The sequence below is a fragment of the Hyphomonas sp. genome, from assembly GCF_046313975.1.
Lineage (GTDB): Bacteria > Pseudomonadota > Alphaproteobacteria > Caulobacterales > Hyphomonadaceae > Hyphomonas.
The window spans coordinates 1-15,248 of the sequence record NZ_JBKBXB010000014.1 but is presented as its reverse complement, the minus strand read 5'-3'; the positions used below and the strand labels follow the sequence as shown (position 1 = coordinate 15,248).

The following is a 15,248-nucleotide window of genomic DNA, read 5'->3' as shown; positions in this document are numbered from 1 at the left end:
GCTCAACCTGCCCCCTGCGGTGCGGCCTGCGCCCCTTCCGCTGGCACCTCAACCGGCGGCGCTTCCGGCAGCGGCTCGATGATCACCGGCGGGGCAATCATCCGGACATATCCGCTCGAATGTTCTCGCATGGCGAGACGCACCAGCCATTCATTGCCCGAGCGCGTCACCGTGCCCACAACGAGGCCGCGCGGAAACGCACCGCCTTCGCCGGAGGAAAGGATACGCTCGCCTTCAATGAAATCAGCCTCTTCGGGCATATCCTTCAGAACGCCGCGATCCCGGTCCTTGCCCTGCATGATGGCGCGCACGCCGCTGACTTCGCCGAGCACCGGCAGCTGGCTCTGGTAATTCGAAATCAGGAGAATGCGCGAGGACCGGTCGCCCAGCTGTGTCACCCGGCCGACGAGGCCGCCTTCGTTCAGCGCCACCGCGCCCGGCTCGACGCCCTGCAACCGCCCGGCATTCGCCAGTACCGTCTGCGCAAAGGGACCATCCACCACGGTCGTCACACGCGCGGTCACACCGCGCTCCGGCGGCTCGCCCATGAGGTTCAGGATATTCTCGTACGCTTCCATACGCTCGGCCATCGAGATGGCCGCGGCCTTGTAGCGCGCGAGATCGCGCACTTCGTTTTCGAGTTCCTTGATACGGCGCTCGCGGTCGGCCTGTCCGCTCAGCTGGGCCCACAGGCTTGTGTCCGCCGGCGCGCCGATCCGGTCGCTGATCGTGGTGCGCGCGGGCACGAAAAAGCCGGATATCTGCGGCGCTGTCTGCGCGACGATCAAAGCAAGCGCGCCAAAGATCAGGATGCCCAGCGTAACACGCCGGGCGCCCGATTTCTGACTTGACCGGCCGGAACGTCCCGCCATGTCTCAGGCTCCCTCACCTGTCCCGCTTGCCCGCGAGGCTCAGACTTCCGGGCAGAGGACGCTTTTCATCTTGGAGTAATTCTCCAGAACCTGTCCACAGCCGTTGACCACGCATTTTAGCGGATCATCGGCGATCATCACCGGCAGCTGCGCCTGGTTGCGGATCACGGTATCGAGATTGCGCAGGAGTGCCCCGCCGCCCGTCAGCACGATGCCGCGGTCGACGATATCGGCGGCGAGCTCCGGCGGCATGGCTTCGAGCGCGATCTTCACGGCATCGATGATATCGGTGACCGGTTCCTTCAGCGCTTCGGCGATCATCGCCTCGGTGATTTCGGTTTCCTTCGGCACGCCGTCGAGCGTGCCGCGGCCGCGCACGGTCAGGGCCATGCCGGTGCCGTTTTCGGGGGGCATCGCGGTGCCGATTTCCTTCTTGATCCGCTCGGCGGACATTTCGCCGATCAGGATTTTCTGCTCGCGGCGCAGGTAGTTGACGATGGCCTGATCCATCTTGTCGCCGCCGACACGCACCGAGCGCGAATAGACGATGCCGCCCAGCGACAGGACCGCGACTTCCGAGGTGCCGCCGCCGATATCGACGACCATCGAGCCGGCCGGATCATCGATCGGCAGGCCGGCGCCGATGGCTGCTGCCATCGGCTCCTCGATCAGCTCGACCTGACGGGCACCAGCGGCAAGGGCCGACTGGTGGATGGCGCGGCGCTCGACGCTGGTGGCGGAGCTGGGCACGCAGATGATGATCAGAGGAGAGACAAACGCCCGGCGGTTGTGAACCTTCCGGATGAAATGCTTGATCATTTCCTCGGCGACTTCGAAGTCCGCGATCACCCCGTCGCGCATGGGGCGGATCGCCTCCATGTTGACGGGGGTCTTGCCGAGCATGTTCTTGGCCTGCTCGCCGACGGCATAGACGATCTTGCGGCCGCCCTGCGTCATGTAGGCGACGACGGAAGGCTCATCGAGCTGGACGCCCTGGCCCTTCACATAGACGAGGGTGTTGGCGGTGCCGAGGTCGATGGCCATGTCTGTGGACAGAAGGCCGAGGAGACTGCCGATCATGGTCTTTACGAGCTCTTTCTATACGGTCCGGATCGTTCCCGTCCGGCGCGCACGTTTTTGTGATCACAGCCCCATACATCATGTGCCGTTAACGTTCATTTAAAGCAAGTCACGGGCCGCAGTTTTGTGGAACGAATCGTTCCTTTGTGCTGAATCTGCTGATTTTGCTGGGAATGAGCAAGGCCAGGCCCGAAACGACAGCGACCTGTCGGAACGGTTCGTTCCGCAAAGGTTAACAAACCCCTCCACCCTGTTAACACTCTCTGTCTCCGGCGCGTCCCGGAATCAGAGCCTGGATCGCCTTGGTGACTGCAAGATGAACGGATCGTTCGGATTTGATTGAGGGCGCTCAGGGCAATGTTTACCTGCAACGCCGGTGTAGACGGCCCCTCGCCGCTCCACCCGACTCCCGGACACCGGCATCCGGCCTGCCACCCTCCCCCTCGGGCAGGCCCCTCCGTCTCCCGGCGTTGCACTTTCCCGAGGCTGTAATGTTCAGGCGGGCTGCACGAAGGTCGCGATCACCTTCTTGCGGCCGGTCTTGTCGAAATCGACGGTCAGCTTGTTGCCCTCGGTAAAGGCGACGCGGCCATAGCCGAACTTGTCGTGGAAGATGCGGGCGCCGACCGGGAAACTGTCCGGGCCGGACGCGGTCGCGGTCAGCCCGCCCGGGTCCTTCGGCGGCGCGCCGGAAGGTTTCGCGGCATTCTCCTTCAGGCGCCGCCAGCCGGGGCTTTGATAGTCGGACCGGTCGCCAAGATCTTCCACCGTGCCGACGAAGGCGTTTTCGGCGCCCGGCATCCCGGAATAGCCGGTCTCTGAGACCGCATCGACATGTTCATGCGGCAGCTCGTCCACGAACCGGCTCGGCATTACCGCCTGCCAGCGGCCATAGATCTGGCGATTGGCCACGAAGGAGATGTAACAACGCTCCCGCGCCCGCGTGATGCCGACATAGGCAAGGCGGCGCTCCTCCTCGAGGCCCTTGAGGCCGTTCTCGTCCAGCGACCGCTTGGACGGAAACACTTCCTCCTCCCATCCGGGAAGGAACACGACCGGCCATTCGAGACCCTTGCCGGCATGCAGCGTCAGGATCTGCACCTGGTCCTCACCCGCCCCGCCGGCAGCGGCGTCCATGACGAGCTCGACATGTTCGAGGAAGCCCGCGAGCGTGTCGAACTCGCCCATCGCGCGTACAAGTTCCTTGAGGTTGTCGAGCCGGCCCTGCGCCTGCGGGCTGCGATCCTTCTGCAACATGTCGGTATAGCCCGACTCCTCGAGGATCGCCTCGGCAAGCTCGGTATGCGGCATGCCGCCTTCGAGTTTCGCGCGCCACATGTTGATCTGATCGATGAAGGTGGTGAGGCCGCGCTTGGCGGGGCCTTTCACTTCATCGGTCTGCAGCACCATCGGGGCAAGCGTGAACAGGCTGCGCCCATCCTGCCGCGCGAAGGCTTGGAGCTTCGCCAGCGTGGAATCGCCAACGCCGCGTTTCGGCTCATTCACCACGCGCTCAAAAGCAAGATCATCATCCGGCGAACGCACGAGACGCAGATAGGCCATCGCATCGCGGATTTCAGCGCGCTCGAAGAAACGCGGGCCGCCGATCACGCGGTAAGGGATGCCGAGAAGGATGAAGCGTTCCTCGAAGGCGCGCATCTGCCAGGAGGCGCGTACGAGAACCGCGCAGTGATCATGACGCCCGCCGGCGCGCACCCAAGCCTCGATATCGTCCGCAATCAGACGGCTTTCCGCTTCCCCGTCCCAGAGGCCGCGCACCTTCACCTTGAATGCATCGGGATCATCCGCAGACGCACTATCGGCGCCGACATAGAGCGTCTTGCCGAGACGGCCCTTGTTGTGCGCGATCACGCCGGAGGCTGCCGCAAGGATATGCTGCGTCGAGCGGTAATTGCGCTCCAGCCGCACGACCTTGGCACCCGGAAAATCTTTTTCAAACCGGAGGATATTGTCGACCTCTGCCCCGCGCCAGCCATAGATCGACTGGTCGTCATCGCCCACGCAGCAGATGTTCTTCGCGCCCTGCGCCAGCAGGCGCAGCCAGAGATACTGCGCGACGTTCGTGTCCTGATATTCGTCGACGAGGATGTAGCGGAACTTCGCGTGGAACTCTTTCAACAGGTCCGGGTTTTGCTGGAAGATCGTGATGTTGTGGATCAGCAGATCGCCGAAATCGCAGGCGTTCAGCACTTTCAGGCGCGCCTGATAAATCTCGTAGCACTGGATGCCCTTGCCGTTGCCGAACAGCTGCGCCTCTTCCGGCGGCACCTTGTCCGGCGTCAGCGCGCGGTTCTTCCAGCCATCGATGAGGCCAGCGAGGTAGCGCGGCGCCCAGCGTTTCGGATCAAGGTTTTCCGCCTGCACGATCTGCTTGCACAGGCGCACCTGATCGTCCGTATCCAGAATGGTGAAGCTGGACTTCAGCCCGACAAGCTCTGCATGCTGCCGGAGAATCTGCGCCGAGATAGAGTGGAACGTGCCAAGCCAGCGCAGCCCCTCCCCGGCCTCGCCGAGCAGATGCAGCGCCCGCTCGCGCATCTCGCGTGCGGCCTTGTTGGTGAAGGTCACCGTCAGTGTCTGTGACGGGTAGGCGAGGCGCGTGGCAATGATGTGCGCAAGGCGCGCGGTCAGCACCCGCGTCTTGCCGGTGCCCGCGCCGGCCAGCACCAGCAACGGGCCTTCCGTGTGCAGCACGGCCTCGCGCTGCTCCGGGTTGAGGCCCTTCAGGTAAGCTGCACCCTCGGCCGGCGGCGCAGTGCGTGCAGCGGCCATCTGGCTGATGGGCAGTCGATTCGGATTGGAACTCATCAGGAACGTATAGCAGCCGCCTTCGGGCCGCGTTACCCCCCTCCTGCTTGGAACCGGGGAACATTGGGCACATAATGCCGCCGCGTCAGGGAGAACGAAATGTCAGATAAATCCGATCCGATGGAAACGATGAAGGCGAACCTGCTGAAGAATACCGGCAAGTCGCTCGCCCAATGGGCCGCTCTGGTGAAATCAAGCGGCCTCGAAAAGCACGGCGATCAGATGAAGCTGCTGAAGGACACCCACGGCCTCGGCCATGGCTATGCCAACCTCATCTGCCACACAGCCAAGGGCACGCTCGACGCGCCGGAGGATGACTTGCTGGCAGGGCAGTATGCAGGAAAGGAAGCGCTGCGCCCGGTCTATGATGCTCTGGCCGCCTACGCGAAGAGCCTCGGCAAGGATGTAGACATCTCGCCAAAGAAGACATCGGTCGCTTTCCGCCGCTCGAAAAATTTCGCCGTGGTGACTCCCGCCTCGAAAACCCGCATCGATCTCGGCCTCAACCTGAAAGGCACCACCCCCACATCCCGCATCCTCGCGGAAAAGCCGGGCTCTATGTGCACGCACAAGGTCAAAGTGGAATCCGCCGCAGATCTCGACGCAGAACTGAAAGCCTGGATAAAATCCGCTTACGGACTAGCCTGATCATTTCCGGAACGCGATGGTCACCTGACCGATTTCGATGCCGTAGCGGGTAACATAGGCGCGGTTGATCAGGATGTTGTCATCCATCAGGAACATCCAGTCATTGAAGCCGACATTCCAGACGCTGGCGCCGACCTTCAGATCGACCTTGTACTTCCAGTTGAACGCATTCCCCGAAACCTGCCCTTCGGCATAGCCCGGCACATCGCCCGCCGTGCCGCGATAGCGGCCATTGCCAAGGATATCGATCTCCCAGACGCGCGTGTCGCGCTCGCCGTCGTCGTAGACAAACTTCTCGGTAAGCGTCAGGCGGTTGCCCTCGACCTCGCCCACAATGTCCACCCGGAACTGGCGGCGCACCTTGCCGAACCGGTCTTCGAACAATCCGTAGGCGGTCGTCTTGCCTTCGAAATATTCCTCCAGCACCAGCTGGCGCCGGGCATCTGAAAACGCCTCCAGCCTTGTCGAGGAAGAGGACGCGCAGGCGGTGGTCGTCGCCGCTGTCGTGGCAGCGGCGCCCGCCATCAGGAGGGGGGCGAGGCGTCTGGCGAAGGGCATGGCTGGGCTCCGGTCTGGGTCGTCATATGCTTTTGATACGCAGGCCGGGCGCCAGCGGATGAGTCGCCCGCCCGCGAGACTTGACGCAGGTCCCGATTGCAGGCGCACTCGGGGCATGGCCGAGACAGCAGAAGACGAAGCGCAGGAATTCCGCCATGGCGGGCTGGTCCGGGCCGGGCTCTTTGTCGTCATCCTGATGTTTGCCGTGCTGGCAATCATGTTTGCGTCCTTTGCCGCAGCCCTGTTCTCGGGCGGCTTCTGGGGCACCAGCCTCGGCTTCATCGGCGCCACCGCGCTGACCCTGCTGCTCGCCCGGGTGATGGTGCGGGAATTCTTCTTTCGCCAGCGATGGCGAGTGCGCCTCGATGCGGAGGCTGTCTGGCTGGACCTGCCCGCCTCACGCCTCTTGTTCGGGAATGAGCCCGCCCTTTCCGGGTCGCTCCCCTATTCCGAAATCGAAGCGCTGGAATGGCGCGAGGAAGCGGTGCGCAGTTTCGGCATGGCGGCGGTCAACCGCGTCTATGCCGTGCGCCTGAAATCCGGCGGCGTCATCCTGCTCGGCGAAGACCGGCCGACCGGGCGCGAAGGCCAGTACATGCTGCTCGCCGGCGCCGCCGCGCGCGCCCTCGCCAAGCGGGCCGGTGTGCGGCTGAACCCCATGCCGATGGCCGAGGGCAAGGGCGGGTTCCTGACATTGCTCGGTACCTCGCGCCCTGGCTGGCCGGAACGCGGCGAAGCGCCAACGCTGACCGCCGCCGACGAACGCGCCATCCAGCGCAGCCTTCTGATCACCCAGCTCCTGCCAGTGATCGCCTTTGCAGCGATGATCGGCGCGCAGTTGTTGGGCAGAGGACCTGCCTAATACAGCGTCGCCAGCGCCTTGCCGTCATAGTCGCGCAGGTCGGCGAAGCGGCCTTCTTTCACCTTCCTGGCCCATTCCGGGTCCTGAAGGATGGCGCGGCCCACGGCAACCAGGTCGAACTCGCCCTTGTCGAGGCGCGCTTCAAGGTCATCCAGCGAGCGCTGCGGGGCGCCTTCGCCGGCAAAGGATTTCTCGAAATCGCCGTTCAGGCCAACCGAGCCAACCGTGATGGTGGGCAGGCCCGTCAGCTTCTTTGCCCAGCCCGCGCCATTAAGGCCGTTCGGCCCGTCAATCTCCGGGAACTCCGGTTCCCAGTAACGGCGCTGCGAGACGTGCAGCGCATCAACGCCGGCATCGACGAACACCTTGAGGAAGGCTTCCAGCTCCTGCGGCGTCGGCGCGAGGCGGGCGGTATAGTCCTGCTGCTTCCACTGAGAGTAACGCAGGATGATCGGGAAATCCGGGCCGACCTTCTTGCGGATCTCGCGGATGATGTCGCCGCCGAAACTGGCGCGGTCCACAAGACTGCCGCCATAGCGGTCGGAGCGCTTGTTCATCGCGTCCCAGAAGAACTGGTCGATCAGGTAGCCGTGTGCACCGTGGATTTCGAGCGTGTCGAAGCCGAGGCGTTTCGCGTCGGCAGCGGCGTCGGCATAGGCCATCACCATGTCTTCCACTTCGGCGGTGGTCGGCTCGGGCAGCACCTGCTTGCCGGTATGGGTGATGCCCGAGGGGCTGTCGGTCGGTGCGTCAGGATTCGGGCCCGTGCCGGTCTTGCGCACCATGCCCTGGTGCCAGATCTGCGGGGCAATGGCGCCGCCGTTCGCATGCACTTTCTCCACCACACGGCCCCAGCCTTTCAGGGCGTCGGCCTTGTAGAAATTCGGCACGTTCGGATCATTCGACGAGCCGCCCCGGCGCACGGTCGTGCCCTCGGTGACGAGCAGGCCGACATCAGCCGCCGCCCGTCGGGCATAATAGTCCGCCACATCCTCTCCCGGCACCCCGCCCGGCGACCGGGAGCGCGTCATCGGCGCCATCACGACGCGGTTCTTGAGTTCAAGGCTCTTCAGCCGGAACGGCGTGAACAGGGTGCGGGTCATGTCAGGGTGTTCTCTCGCTTCGGGCGGAGAGGTGGGGCGCAGGCCCCGGAGCGTCAACCATTGACGTCGCGGCTTTGCGGCGGCACGGCTAAAGGGTGACTTCAGCGGGGATCAAGATGAAATGGTTTGTGCCTGCGGGGCTTCTTGCCTTCGCCGCCGCCTGCGCGACACCGGGATATGACTATGTCAGCCGCGCCGCGCCGAACTATCCTCAGGCCCTCGACTATACCGATGTGGTGACCGGCCGCTTTGCCGGGCCTGCCGGGGATATTGCCGAGCAGGAGTTCGGCGCAATGATCCAGACAGCAGAGCTGGAAGGCCGGCCCTGGTTCAACATGACCGGCCGCGACCGGCCGCAGGGTATCTATGAAGGCGGGGTCGAAGTGACCGGCTACCGCGCCGAGATCACCTATAAACGTGTGCGCCGCTGCGTCGAGTATGACGGCATTTTCGACTGCGAGCGGCGTGCGACGGTCGAGCAGCGATGCATCCGCGACATCGTCGATGTCGCGGTTACCGCGCACCTGATCGATTATGCCTCCGGCCGGCGCGTGTTTACCTCCACACAGGGCGGCGCTTCGGAGCAGCAGGATTGTTTCGACATCAGCGAAGTGTGGGGCACGGACCTGCCTGAAGGCAGCTTCGGGCCGACGGAGCAGGAAATCTATGATCCGTGGGCGGCGCCCTATGGGCTGATCGCGCAGGCTGTGCCTGCAGCTGTCGCACAATTTCGCACTGACATCGCGCCCTACATGGCCACCTTCCGTGCAGAGATTGTCGCCAAGCCGCTGACCGGCGAAGAAGCAGGAGACCCGCGCTTTGCGGCGGCCGTGAAGGCGACGAAGAGTGGCCATTTCATCGGCGCCTGCGCGCAGTGGGATGAACTGGCAATCACCTGGCCGAGTGCACCGGGCATCCTTCACAATCAGGCCGCGTGCATGGAAGCCCGCGGCAACCTTGCCGGCGCGCATGCGCAATATGCCCGCGCGGCGGAACTGGCGCGCGCGATTCCTCTGCTGAAAGACAAGGACGCCAAACCGATCTTCGACGCGCTGAGCCGCGTGTCACGCGGACGGTATGAGGATGGCCTGATCAACCGCGCACAAAGCGGCGGAAGCTGAACTGCGCTTCAGACCTGAAACACACTGACGAGTGGCATGCCGGCAGCCCAGGCTTCGGCGGCGATGCCCCAGGCGATTCCGGCGGCGAAGGAGGCGAGGCAGAACACGGTCTTGATCAGCACATTCTTGGCCACGGCCCTACTCCCACGCTGGCACACTCGAGGGCGAGATGTGCAAGGCCGGGGCCGCGTGTCAACGCTTTTTTAACTCTCTTTACTGTCACCCGGACGAAGGCGGTGAGCCTCCGTATCCCGCGCCTGTTTCTCGGCCTTTGCCGCCGCGAGTTTCTTTGCGGATTTTGGCTGGCCGAACTTCGCGCGGTTCTCTTTCGCGCGCTGTTCCTTCTCGGCTTTCGCCTTGGCCTTGCGGAACTTGTTGAGATTGATCGGCGTCGTCATGCAGCCGCGAGCCTCGCTTCCAGACGCGCCTTCACCTCCGGCCATTCCCGGTCGAGGATAGAAAAGAAAGCGGTGTCGCGCACGAAGCCGTCGGGCAGCGTGCGGTGGTTGCGCAGGGTGCCTTCATGCGTCGCGCCAAGCTTCAGCACACCGGCCTTTGAGCGTTCGTTGCGATTGTCGACCTGATACTGCACGCGCCGCGCGCCCCAGTCTTCGAACAGGTGGCGCATCAGCAGGTATTTGCAGGACGGATTGACCGCCGTGCCCTGCGCTTCCGGCGCATAGCAAGTCATGCCGATCTCCACCGACTTGTTGATCTCGCTGGGATCCAGAAAGCTGGTGATGCCGATGAACACGCCATCGCCGGCCTGCGTGACCGCGAAGGCGATCATCGTGCCGTCACTCGTCCGCTTACGGATCGTCCCGGTCCAGTCGCCCACCCAGTCACCAGGTCCGCGAAACGACCAGAGCCGGAAGATCTCTGGCGCCCGCGCTGCCAACGCATGCAGCTCCGCCCCGTCCGTATCCGGAACGAACGGGCGCAGGCGCACATGTGCGTTTTCCAGCGTCAGCGGGGCGAGGATCATGCCTTGTGTGTTTCGCGCCACTGTTCCATCGCCAGCGAGATGGCGAAGGTCTCCCGGTATTTCGGGCTGGAGGCCGGGCGCGGCGGCTTGGCGGCCGTCAGCGCCATGATCTCGGCGAGCTTGTTGTGTGCGGCGCCCGACTGGCCTGCGCCGATATAGGCGTGCAGCTCCACGAGCGCCGAGGAGAGCGGATCGTTGGCGCGGATGACGAAATAGGGCTCGTCCTCGGCCAGCTTGGCGAGGATATCGAACTGGGACGGATTGGCTTTCGAGCCGACGGGAGCCTTGGTCATGGCTGCGCACCTTTCTGGAGGGAGTGATTCTGTTGCCCCACTCTAGCCGCCCGCTCGGCCCGCGTCAGCAGGACTGTCAGAACTGTCGCAGCCCATCGGGCCAAAGGCCCTCTTCCTCGATTTTCCTGGCCCAGGCTTGCAGCGCGGCCCGCTTCTCTTCCGCCCACTGGCGCATGCGCGCAACCTGACACCTAATAGGTCTCGAATTTCACGACTTCGCCGCTGTCGCCGTCGATGAGGATTTCGATCTTGCGGCCTTCCGCGTCGGTGCCCTCGATCTTCCAGTGGCCGCGCTTGACCTTTATCTCCTGGATCTCGGCAACACCTTCGGCCGCCGCGATCTCGGCGGCTTCATGTTCGGAGACGGCGAGCCGCCGGTCCGTCCCATCCTTGCCAGCCTTGTCTTCACCCGCAGAGGCAGCCGCAAAACCGGCGCCTATGATCAGAATCGCCAGCAAGGCGCTACGGATGAGAATGATCATAGTCATAAGCCCGTATCTCCCGGATGGATTGCCTGCCGCTGCCTTGCATGTAGGAAGCCTGCAGCGACAGGCAATGACCGTATCAGAGACCCAAGCCGCCGAGCAGCGGGTGGGGTTTGTAGAGACCCTGGAATTCAGGGTCTTTCAGGTAGTCGAACCTGCGGGCGATGATGCCCTGCTGGCCCGCCACCTGCACCGCGAGGTTTGCCCGGTCGAGACGCCGCAGCGTGTCTTCCGAGAAATCCCCCAGCACCGGAGCAAGGTCCGCCGCCATCAGATGGTTCGGAACCCCGAAGACCTGGATCGCCGCCGCATTGGTGAGCACCGTGGACCATTCTTCAGGAAGCACACGCTTGATCTGGGCGAGGTCCTGAAAAAAGGACCACACCCGCATGCCGTAGGAGCGCGCCAGCGTGTAGACCATCGCCAGCATGCCGAAATCGCCGAGCTGTGCACATTCATCGATGGCAAACAGCGTGCGATGCTTCGGCAACGCGCCGTCACGGGACAAAACCGCAGACATCAGCGCCGCCGTCCAGAGCCGGAAAAGCGGCGCATGGCTCGCAAGTTTTGACGGCGGCACGACGAGATAGATCGTCATCGGATCGCCGCGGCGCACCGCGTCGAGGTCAATGGTCGAGCTTTTCACCGTGCGCTGCGCCGCGATCGAGGCGATCACCGACAGGTAACTGCAGGCGGTGGCGTGGATGCCCGACCGGGTGACCTCCACGGTCTGCAGGTAGCTCGAGATTTCCTCGTATGCGAAGGGCGGAAGCTTGCCGCCGTTCTGGTCCAGCAGGACAGCCAGTGTGTAGGAACTGTCGTCACTCTTGAGCATCTTGCGAACCGCGATGAGATTACGCTCTTCCGGTTCGCGCGTCGCCGCCACGGCCGCGATCACACCCGCAATCAGATCATGCCCGCGAATATCCCAGAACGGGTCCTTGGAGATCTTGCCGCCGCCCGACAATTGCTTGGCGATATCCATCGCCAGCGCTGACGGATCGACGCCGGGAATAGAGAAGGCATCCATCGGGTTCAGGCTGTCGGTCTCCGCCGAGATGACCTGGAACGGATCGATGACATGCACGGCCTGGCCCATATCGCGGCGGCGCTGCGCCGTGATGTGACAGGCCTCGCCCTTCGGGTCGATGACGATGGCAGGCCCTTCATAGGTCAGGAGATTGGGGATCAGGCCCCCGCGTCCCTTGCCCGCCCCGGTCGGTGCAATCGTGATCATGTGGCCTTCGCCGTTCAGCCAGATCGGCCTGCCGGCAGAGGCGGTTGCGGTTTCGGCCTCGCGGAAGCCAAGCGGGCTGCGCGTGTCTTCCAGTTCCCAGCCGAGCAGCAGGCTGTCACCTGCGTTGAGCGCCTGCTGCGCTTTCTCCACGGCCGGCATTTTGTGGGCAGGCGGAGCTTTTCTCCGGCTGCGTGTTGCCTTTGCCTTTTCCGTTGTCGGCTTGCGTTTCCGGGGCGTCTTCGCGCCCTCTTCCGGCTTTGCGGAGTTCGGCTTACCGGTCTCTGCCCCCCTGGGTTCCCAGCCCCTTGGAGTCTCAGATGACCCTGACATGTATGTCCTGCTTTTCGTCTTGCCGGGAGACGCCCATCGTCCCCCTTGAGCAAGAGGCTCAATCGGCAACAGGTTAATGTCAACGTTGAATTATGGGAAATCGCGCATGGCTGCCATGCGGACCGGTTCATCCTGACACGGATGAATTACAGCGTCGCGCTGGGTTCAGAAATCGGCACTTCAGTGTTTGCTGCAGAAAGCCGCCCGACCCATTCGCAGACGCATAAGACATCCCGCTTCAAGCATTGCAACGCGCATGACTCCAGCGCCTGAAAAAACTTTTTCGATGACTCAGATCAATCCTCTTCACGCAGAACTTTGAAGCGGCTCTGCACAAGACCGGACGCATAAGCTTCGGTTGATACATGTTGCAGACGGATATCGCGCGCAAGGCCGGAGAAAAGTGGCAAACCCGTCCCGAGCAGGATGGGAATACGCGACAGCGTCAGGCTGGAGACAAGACCTGCCTGCAGGAAGGAGGATACCAGTTTGCCCCCGTCTATATAGGCGCGCTGCCAGCCTTCACGCCCCAGGCGCGCCATCAGGTCGGCCGGGCTGTCGCGGCTGATTGAAACCTTCCCTGATACCGATTCCGGCAGTGCATTCAGAGAGCGGCTCACCACAACCACCGGCTTTTTGTAGGGCCACTCGCCGAAGCTGAGCACCTTTTCAAATGTGGCCCGGCCCATCACCAGCCCGTCCATCCCGGCCATGAAGTCTGCATAGCCATAATCACTGCCGATATCGGGCAGCTGGTGAAGCCAGCCGATATCGCCGTCCGGACGGGCAATGAATCCGTCCTGGCTGCAGGCGATGAAAACGTGGCCTTCCGTGTTCATCAGAGCTCAGACCGGATCCGGGCCAATCATCTTTTCTGGGCGGACGATCGTGTCGAAGTCTTCCTCCGAAATGCCGAGCGCAAGGGCTTCGACTTTCAGGGTCGTGCCGTTCTTGTGGGCATTCTTGGCGACCTTCGCAGCGAGGTCGTAGCCATACTTCTCCTTGAGCGGCGTTACCAGCATCAGCGAGTTTTCCAGTCCGCGCTGGATATTGTCGAGCCGCGGCTCGATTCCGACGACGCAGTTCTCGGTGAAGCTGACCGAAGCATCCGCCAGCAGGCGCACGGATTGCAGGAAATTGTAGGCCATCATCGGGTTGAACACGTTGAGTTCGAAATGGCCCTGCGAGCCTGCAAAGGCGATGGCGGTGTTGTTGCCGAGGATATGCGCGCAGACCTGGGTCATGGCTTCGCACTGAGTCGGGTTCACCTTGCCCGGCATGATCGACGAGCCGGGCTCGTTTTCCGGCAGGGCCAGTTCGCCAAGTCCGGAACGTGGACCCGAGCCGAGGAAGCGAATGTCGTTGGCGATCTTGAAACAGCTCATCGCCACGGTCGTGATTGCGCCGTGGGTCATCACCATCGCGTCATGCGCGGCGAGCGCTTCGAACTTGTTCGGGGCCGAGGTGAATTTGAGGCCCGTGATCTGGCTGATCTTCTCGGCCACGCCGACCGCAAACCCCGCCGGCGATGCGAGGCCTGTGCCGACGGCGGTGCCGCCCTGGGCGAGTTCCATCAGCATCGGCAGGGTCATCTCGATACGCCGGATGCCGTTGGCCACCTGCTGGGCATAGCCGGAGAATTCCTGGCCCAGCGTCACCGGCGTTGCATCCTGCGTATGCGTGCGTCCGATCTTGATGATGTCCTTCCAGGCGTTCGCCTTGTCGTTCAGCGCGTTGTGCAGCGTCTGCAGGGCCGGGATCAGGCGGTGCACCACTTCCTCGGCGCAGGCGATGTGCATGGCGGTCGGGAACGTGTCGTTCGACGACTGGGACATGTTGACATGATCGTTCGGGTGGACCGGGATTTTGGAGCCGACCTTGCCGTTCAGCATCTCGATCGCGCGGTTCGAGATGACCTCATTGGCATTCATGTTCGACTGCGTGCCCGAGCCCGTCTGCCAGACAACGAGGGGGAAATGCGCGTCCAGCTTGCCCTCGATCACTTCGTTGGCGGCCTTCACGATGGCGTCCCCGTAGAAACTGTCGAGCTTACCCATTGCCATGTTCACTTCGGCGGCGGCGCGCTTGACGATGCCGAGGGCCCGGATGATCGGCTGGGGCTGCTTTTCCCAGCCGATCTTGAAATTGCCGAGCGAGCGCTGCGCCTGCGCGCCCCAGTACTTGTCCGCCTCGACTTCGATGGGGCCGAACGTATCAGTCTCGGTACGGGTGGGGGTCTTGGCCATGGGGCGGGCTCCTCGGGATCAGCTTTGCCCGGGCGGTCTAGCGAGGCCGGGCCGGGGCGACAAGGGCAGCCGGAGACGCAGTCCCGGCATTTTGTCCCCTTCCCTGCTCCGGCGGGATATGCCTAGTCGGGCCATGGCGACGGAGTGGATCCAGAACGGCAAGGTGCGGGCGCGGATCACGGAGGATGGCGCGCTCGAAGTGGCGTGTACCGGGCTGACGACGCAGACCAAGTACTACAAGACTCTGCTGAAGGAATTCTTCCGCAAGGATTTCCCGCGCCTGCGTCCCGGATACGGTGACTATAGCGTCCACATCGTGATGGAGCATCTCGGCGAGGCGCCCTGGATGGACCTCGACAATCTGGCCAAGGCCCTGCTCGATTCCCTGACGGGCAATGTGTTCGAGGACGACCATCAGGTCGCGCGGCTCCTGGTCGAACGGCGTGAGGGCGAACGCGACGGAATATGGATGCGCGCGGAGGCGCTGGGTTAGATGCAGCACGATTGCCCGGAGCGGGGGTGCCCGGCCGGTTTCGAGTTTCGATGAACTTGTTTTCCTGTCATCCCGGCGAAAGCCGGGACCCAGACTTGAGGCGATG

General features: G+C 63.3%; 18 protein-coding genes. 4 read left to right on the top strand and 14 right to left on the bottom strand.

What is annotated here, in order from left to right:
* Positions 1–2 precede the first annotated feature (2 nt).
* From mreC to ACK4TE_RS06975, 3 genes are all read right to left on the bottom strand, one after another.
* Positions 3–872 (bottom strand): rod shape-determining protein MreC, encoded by an 870-nt coding sequence (gene mreC, locus ACK4TE_RS06985; RefSeq protein WP_409910776.1) that lies wholly within the window; start codon positions 870–872, stop codon positions 3–5.
* 39 nt (positions 873–911) lie between these two features.
* The gene (locus ACK4TE_RS06980; RefSeq protein WP_409910775.1) at positions 912–1,952 is read right to left on the bottom strand and encodes a rod shape-determining protein; all 1,041 of its coding nucleotides are present in this window, start codon (positions 1,950–1,952) and stop codon (positions 912–914) included.
* 495 nt (positions 1,953–2,447) lie between these two features.
* On the bottom strand, positions 2,448–4,781 hold the full coding sequence (locus ACK4TE_RS06975) for an ATP-dependent helicase (RefSeq protein ID WP_409910774.1): 2,334 nt from the start codon (positions 4,779–4,781) through the stop codon (positions 2,448–2,450).
* Positions 4,782–4,880: 99 nt separating this feature from the next.
* On the opposite strand from ACK4TE_RS06975, the gene ACK4TE_RS06970 reads away from it, so the two are divergent.
* Entirely contained in the window at positions 4,881–5,429 is a 549-nt protein-coding gene (locus ACK4TE_RS06970; RefSeq protein ID WP_409910773.1) for a DUF5655 domain-containing protein, read from the top strand.
* Here the strand turns inward: ACK4TE_RS06970 and ACK4TE_RS06965 are convergent, their stop codons facing one another.
* Entirely contained in the window at positions 5,430–5,987 is a 558-nt protein-coding gene (locus ACK4TE_RS06965; protein ID WP_409910772.1) for a DUF3833 domain-containing protein, read from the bottom strand.
* A 115-nt stretch (positions 5,988–6,102) separates the two neighbouring features.
* On the opposite strand from ACK4TE_RS06965, the gene ACK4TE_RS06960 reads away from it, so the two are divergent.
* Positions 6,103–6,849 carry a hypothetical protein gene (locus tag ACK4TE_RS06960; RefSeq protein ID WP_409910771.1) on the top strand — a complete coding sequence of 249 codons (747 nt, stop codon included), beginning with the start codon at positions 6,103–6,105 and terminating at the stop codon, positions 6,847–6,849.
* Here ACK4TE_RS06960 and ACK4TE_RS06955 read toward each other — a convergent pair.
* A complete protein-coding gene (locus ACK4TE_RS06955; RefSeq protein ID WP_409910770.1) occupies positions 6,846–7,952 on the bottom strand; it encodes an NADH:flavin oxidoreductase in 1,107 nt (368 codons plus the stop codon). The genes ACK4TE_RS06960 and ACK4TE_RS06955 overlap by 4 nt on opposite strands.
* 116 nt (positions 7,953–8,068) lie before the next feature.
* Here ACK4TE_RS06955 and ACK4TE_RS06950 point away from each other — a divergent pair, with 116 nt between their 5' ends.
* Positions 8,069–9,073, top strand: coding sequence for a hypothetical protein (locus tag ACK4TE_RS06950; RefSeq protein ID WP_409910769.1), 1,005 nt, complete (start codon positions 8,069–8,071; stop codon positions 9,071–9,073).
* 8 nt (positions 9,074–9,081) lie between these two features.
* Here ACK4TE_RS06950 and ACK4TE_RS06945 read toward each other — a convergent pair whose 3' ends face one another.
* From ACK4TE_RS06945 to fumC, 9 genes are all read right to left on the bottom strand, one after another.
* The gene (locus tag ACK4TE_RS06945; RefSeq protein ID WP_409910768.1) at positions 9,082–9,207 is read right to left on the bottom strand and encodes a hypothetical protein; all 126 of its coding nucleotides are present in this window, start codon (positions 9,205–9,207) and stop codon (positions 9,082–9,084) included.
* A gap of 69 nt (positions 9,208–9,276) precedes the next feature.
* Complete coding sequence (locus ACK4TE_RS06940) at positions 9,277–9,471, bottom strand: DUF4169 family protein (RefSeq protein WP_409910767.1); 195 nt, start codon at positions 9,469–9,471, stop codon at positions 9,277–9,279.
* On the bottom strand, positions 9,468–10,058 hold the full coding sequence (locus tag ACK4TE_RS06935; RefSeq protein WP_409910766.1) for a GNAT family N-acetyltransferase: 591 nt from the start codon (positions 10,056–10,058) through the stop codon (positions 9,468–9,470). The genes ACK4TE_RS06940 and ACK4TE_RS06935 overlap by 4 nt, the downstream gene beginning before the upstream one ends.
* A complete protein-coding gene (locus tag ACK4TE_RS06930) occupies positions 10,055–10,351 on the bottom strand; it encodes an aspartate decarboxylase (protein ID WP_409910765.1) in 297 nt (98 codons plus the stop codon). The genes ACK4TE_RS06935 and ACK4TE_RS06930 overlap by 4 nt, the downstream gene beginning before the upstream one ends.
* Before the next feature lie 76 nt (positions 10,352–10,427).
* On the bottom strand, positions 10,428–10,526 hold the full coding sequence (locus ACK4TE_RS06925; protein WP_409910764.1) for a type II toxin-antitoxin system CcdA family antitoxin: 99 nt from the start codon (positions 10,524–10,526) through the stop codon (positions 10,428–10,430).
* Positions 10,527–10,542: 16 nt separating this feature from the next.
* A complete protein-coding gene (locus ACK4TE_RS06920) occupies positions 10,543–10,839 on the bottom strand; it encodes a PepSY domain-containing protein (RefSeq protein WP_409910763.1) in 297 nt (98 codons plus the stop codon).
* Between the two features lie 76 nt (positions 10,840–10,915).
* Positions 10,916–12,223, bottom strand: coding sequence for a type IV secretory system conjugative DNA transfer family protein (locus tag ACK4TE_RS06915; protein ID WP_409910762.1), 1,308 nt, complete (start codon positions 12,221–12,223; stop codon positions 10,916–10,918).
* A gap of 476 nt (positions 12,224–12,699) precedes the next feature.
* Positions 12,700–13,242 carry a dihydrofolate reductase family protein gene (locus ACK4TE_RS06910; protein WP_409910761.1) on the bottom strand — a complete coding sequence of 181 codons (543 nt, stop codon included), beginning with the start codon at positions 13,240–13,242 and terminating at the stop codon, positions 12,700–12,702.
* Positions 13,243–13,248: 6 nt separating this feature from the next.
* Positions 13,249–14,649 (bottom strand): class II fumarate hydratase, encoded by a 1,401-nt coding sequence (fumC, locus tag ACK4TE_RS06905; RefSeq protein WP_409910760.1) that lies wholly within the window; start codon positions 14,647–14,649, stop codon positions 13,249–13,251.
* Positions 14,650–14,782: 133 nt separating this feature from the next.
* On the opposite strand from fumC, the gene ACK4TE_RS06900 reads away from it, so the two are divergent.
* The gene (locus ACK4TE_RS06900; RefSeq protein WP_409910759.1) at positions 14,783–15,142 is read left to right on the top strand and encodes a RusA family crossover junction endodeoxyribonuclease; all 360 of its coding nucleotides are present in this window, start codon (positions 14,783–14,785) and stop codon (positions 15,140–15,142) included.
* The last annotated feature ends 106 nt before the right edge of the window (positions 15,143–15,248 follow it).

Excerpts from the sequence above, each read along its gene's own strand:
- mreC (WP_409910776.1), bottom strand. The coding sequence starts at position 872 with ATGGCGGGACGTTCCGGCCGGTCAAGTCAGAAATCGGGCGCCCGGCGT.
- ACK4TE_RS06980 (WP_409910775.1), bottom strand. The coding sequence starts at position 1,952 with ATGATCGGCAGTCTCCTCGGCCTTCTGTCCACAGACATGGCCATCGAC.
- ACK4TE_RS06975 (WP_409910774.1), bottom strand. The coding sequence starts at position 4,781 with ATGAGTTCCAATCCGAATCGACTGCCCATCAGCCAGATGGCCGCTGCA.
- ACK4TE_RS06970 (WP_409910773.1), top strand. The coding sequence starts at position 4,881 with ATGTCAGATAAATCCGATCCGATGGAAACGATGAAGGCGAACCTGCTG.
- ACK4TE_RS06965 (WP_409910772.1), bottom strand. The coding sequence starts at position 5,987 with ATGCCCTTCGCCAGACGCCTCGCCCCCCTCCTGATGGCGGGCGCCGCT.
- ACK4TE_RS06960 (WP_409910771.1), top strand. The coding sequence starts at position 6,103 with ATGGCCGAGACAGCAGAAGACGAAGCGCAGGAATTCCGCCATGGCGGG.
- ACK4TE_RS06955 (WP_409910770.1), bottom strand. The coding sequence starts at position 7,952 with ATGACCCGCACCCTGTTCACGCCGTTCCGGCTGAAGAGCCTTGAACTC.
- ACK4TE_RS06950 (WP_409910769.1), top strand. The coding sequence starts at position 8,069 with ATGAAATGGTTTGTGCCTGCGGGGCTTCTTGCCTTCGCCGCCGCCTGC.
- ACK4TE_RS06940 (WP_409910767.1), bottom strand. The coding sequence starts at position 9,471 with ATGACGACGCCGATCAATCTCAACAAGTTCCGCAAGGCCAAGGCGAAA.
- ACK4TE_RS06935 (WP_409910766.1), bottom strand. The coding sequence starts at position 10,058 with ATGATCCTCGCCCCGCTGACGCTGGAAAACGCACATGTGCGCCTGCGC.
- ACK4TE_RS06930 (WP_409910765.1), bottom strand. The coding sequence starts at position 10,351 with ATGACCAAGGCTCCCGTCGGCTCGAAAGCCAATCCGTCCCAGTTCGAT.
- ACK4TE_RS06925 (WP_409910764.1), bottom strand. The coding sequence starts at position 10,526 with ATGCGCCAGTGGGCGGAAGAGAAGCGGGCCGCGCTGCAAGCCTGGGCC.
- ACK4TE_RS06920 (WP_409910763.1), bottom strand. The coding sequence starts at position 10,839 with ATGACTATGATCATTCTCATCCGTAGCGCCTTGCTGGCGATTCTGATC.
- ACK4TE_RS06910 (WP_409910761.1), bottom strand. The coding sequence starts at position 13,242 with ATGAACACGGAAGGCCACGTTTTCATCGCCTGCAGCCAGGACGGATTC.
- fumC (WP_409910760.1), bottom strand. The coding sequence starts at position 14,649 with ATGGCCAAGACCCCCACCCGTACCGAGACTGATACGTTCGGCCCCATC.
- ACK4TE_RS06900 (WP_409910759.1), top strand. The coding sequence starts at position 14,783 with ATGGCGACGGAGTGGATCCAGAACGGCAAGGTGCGGGCGCGGATCACG.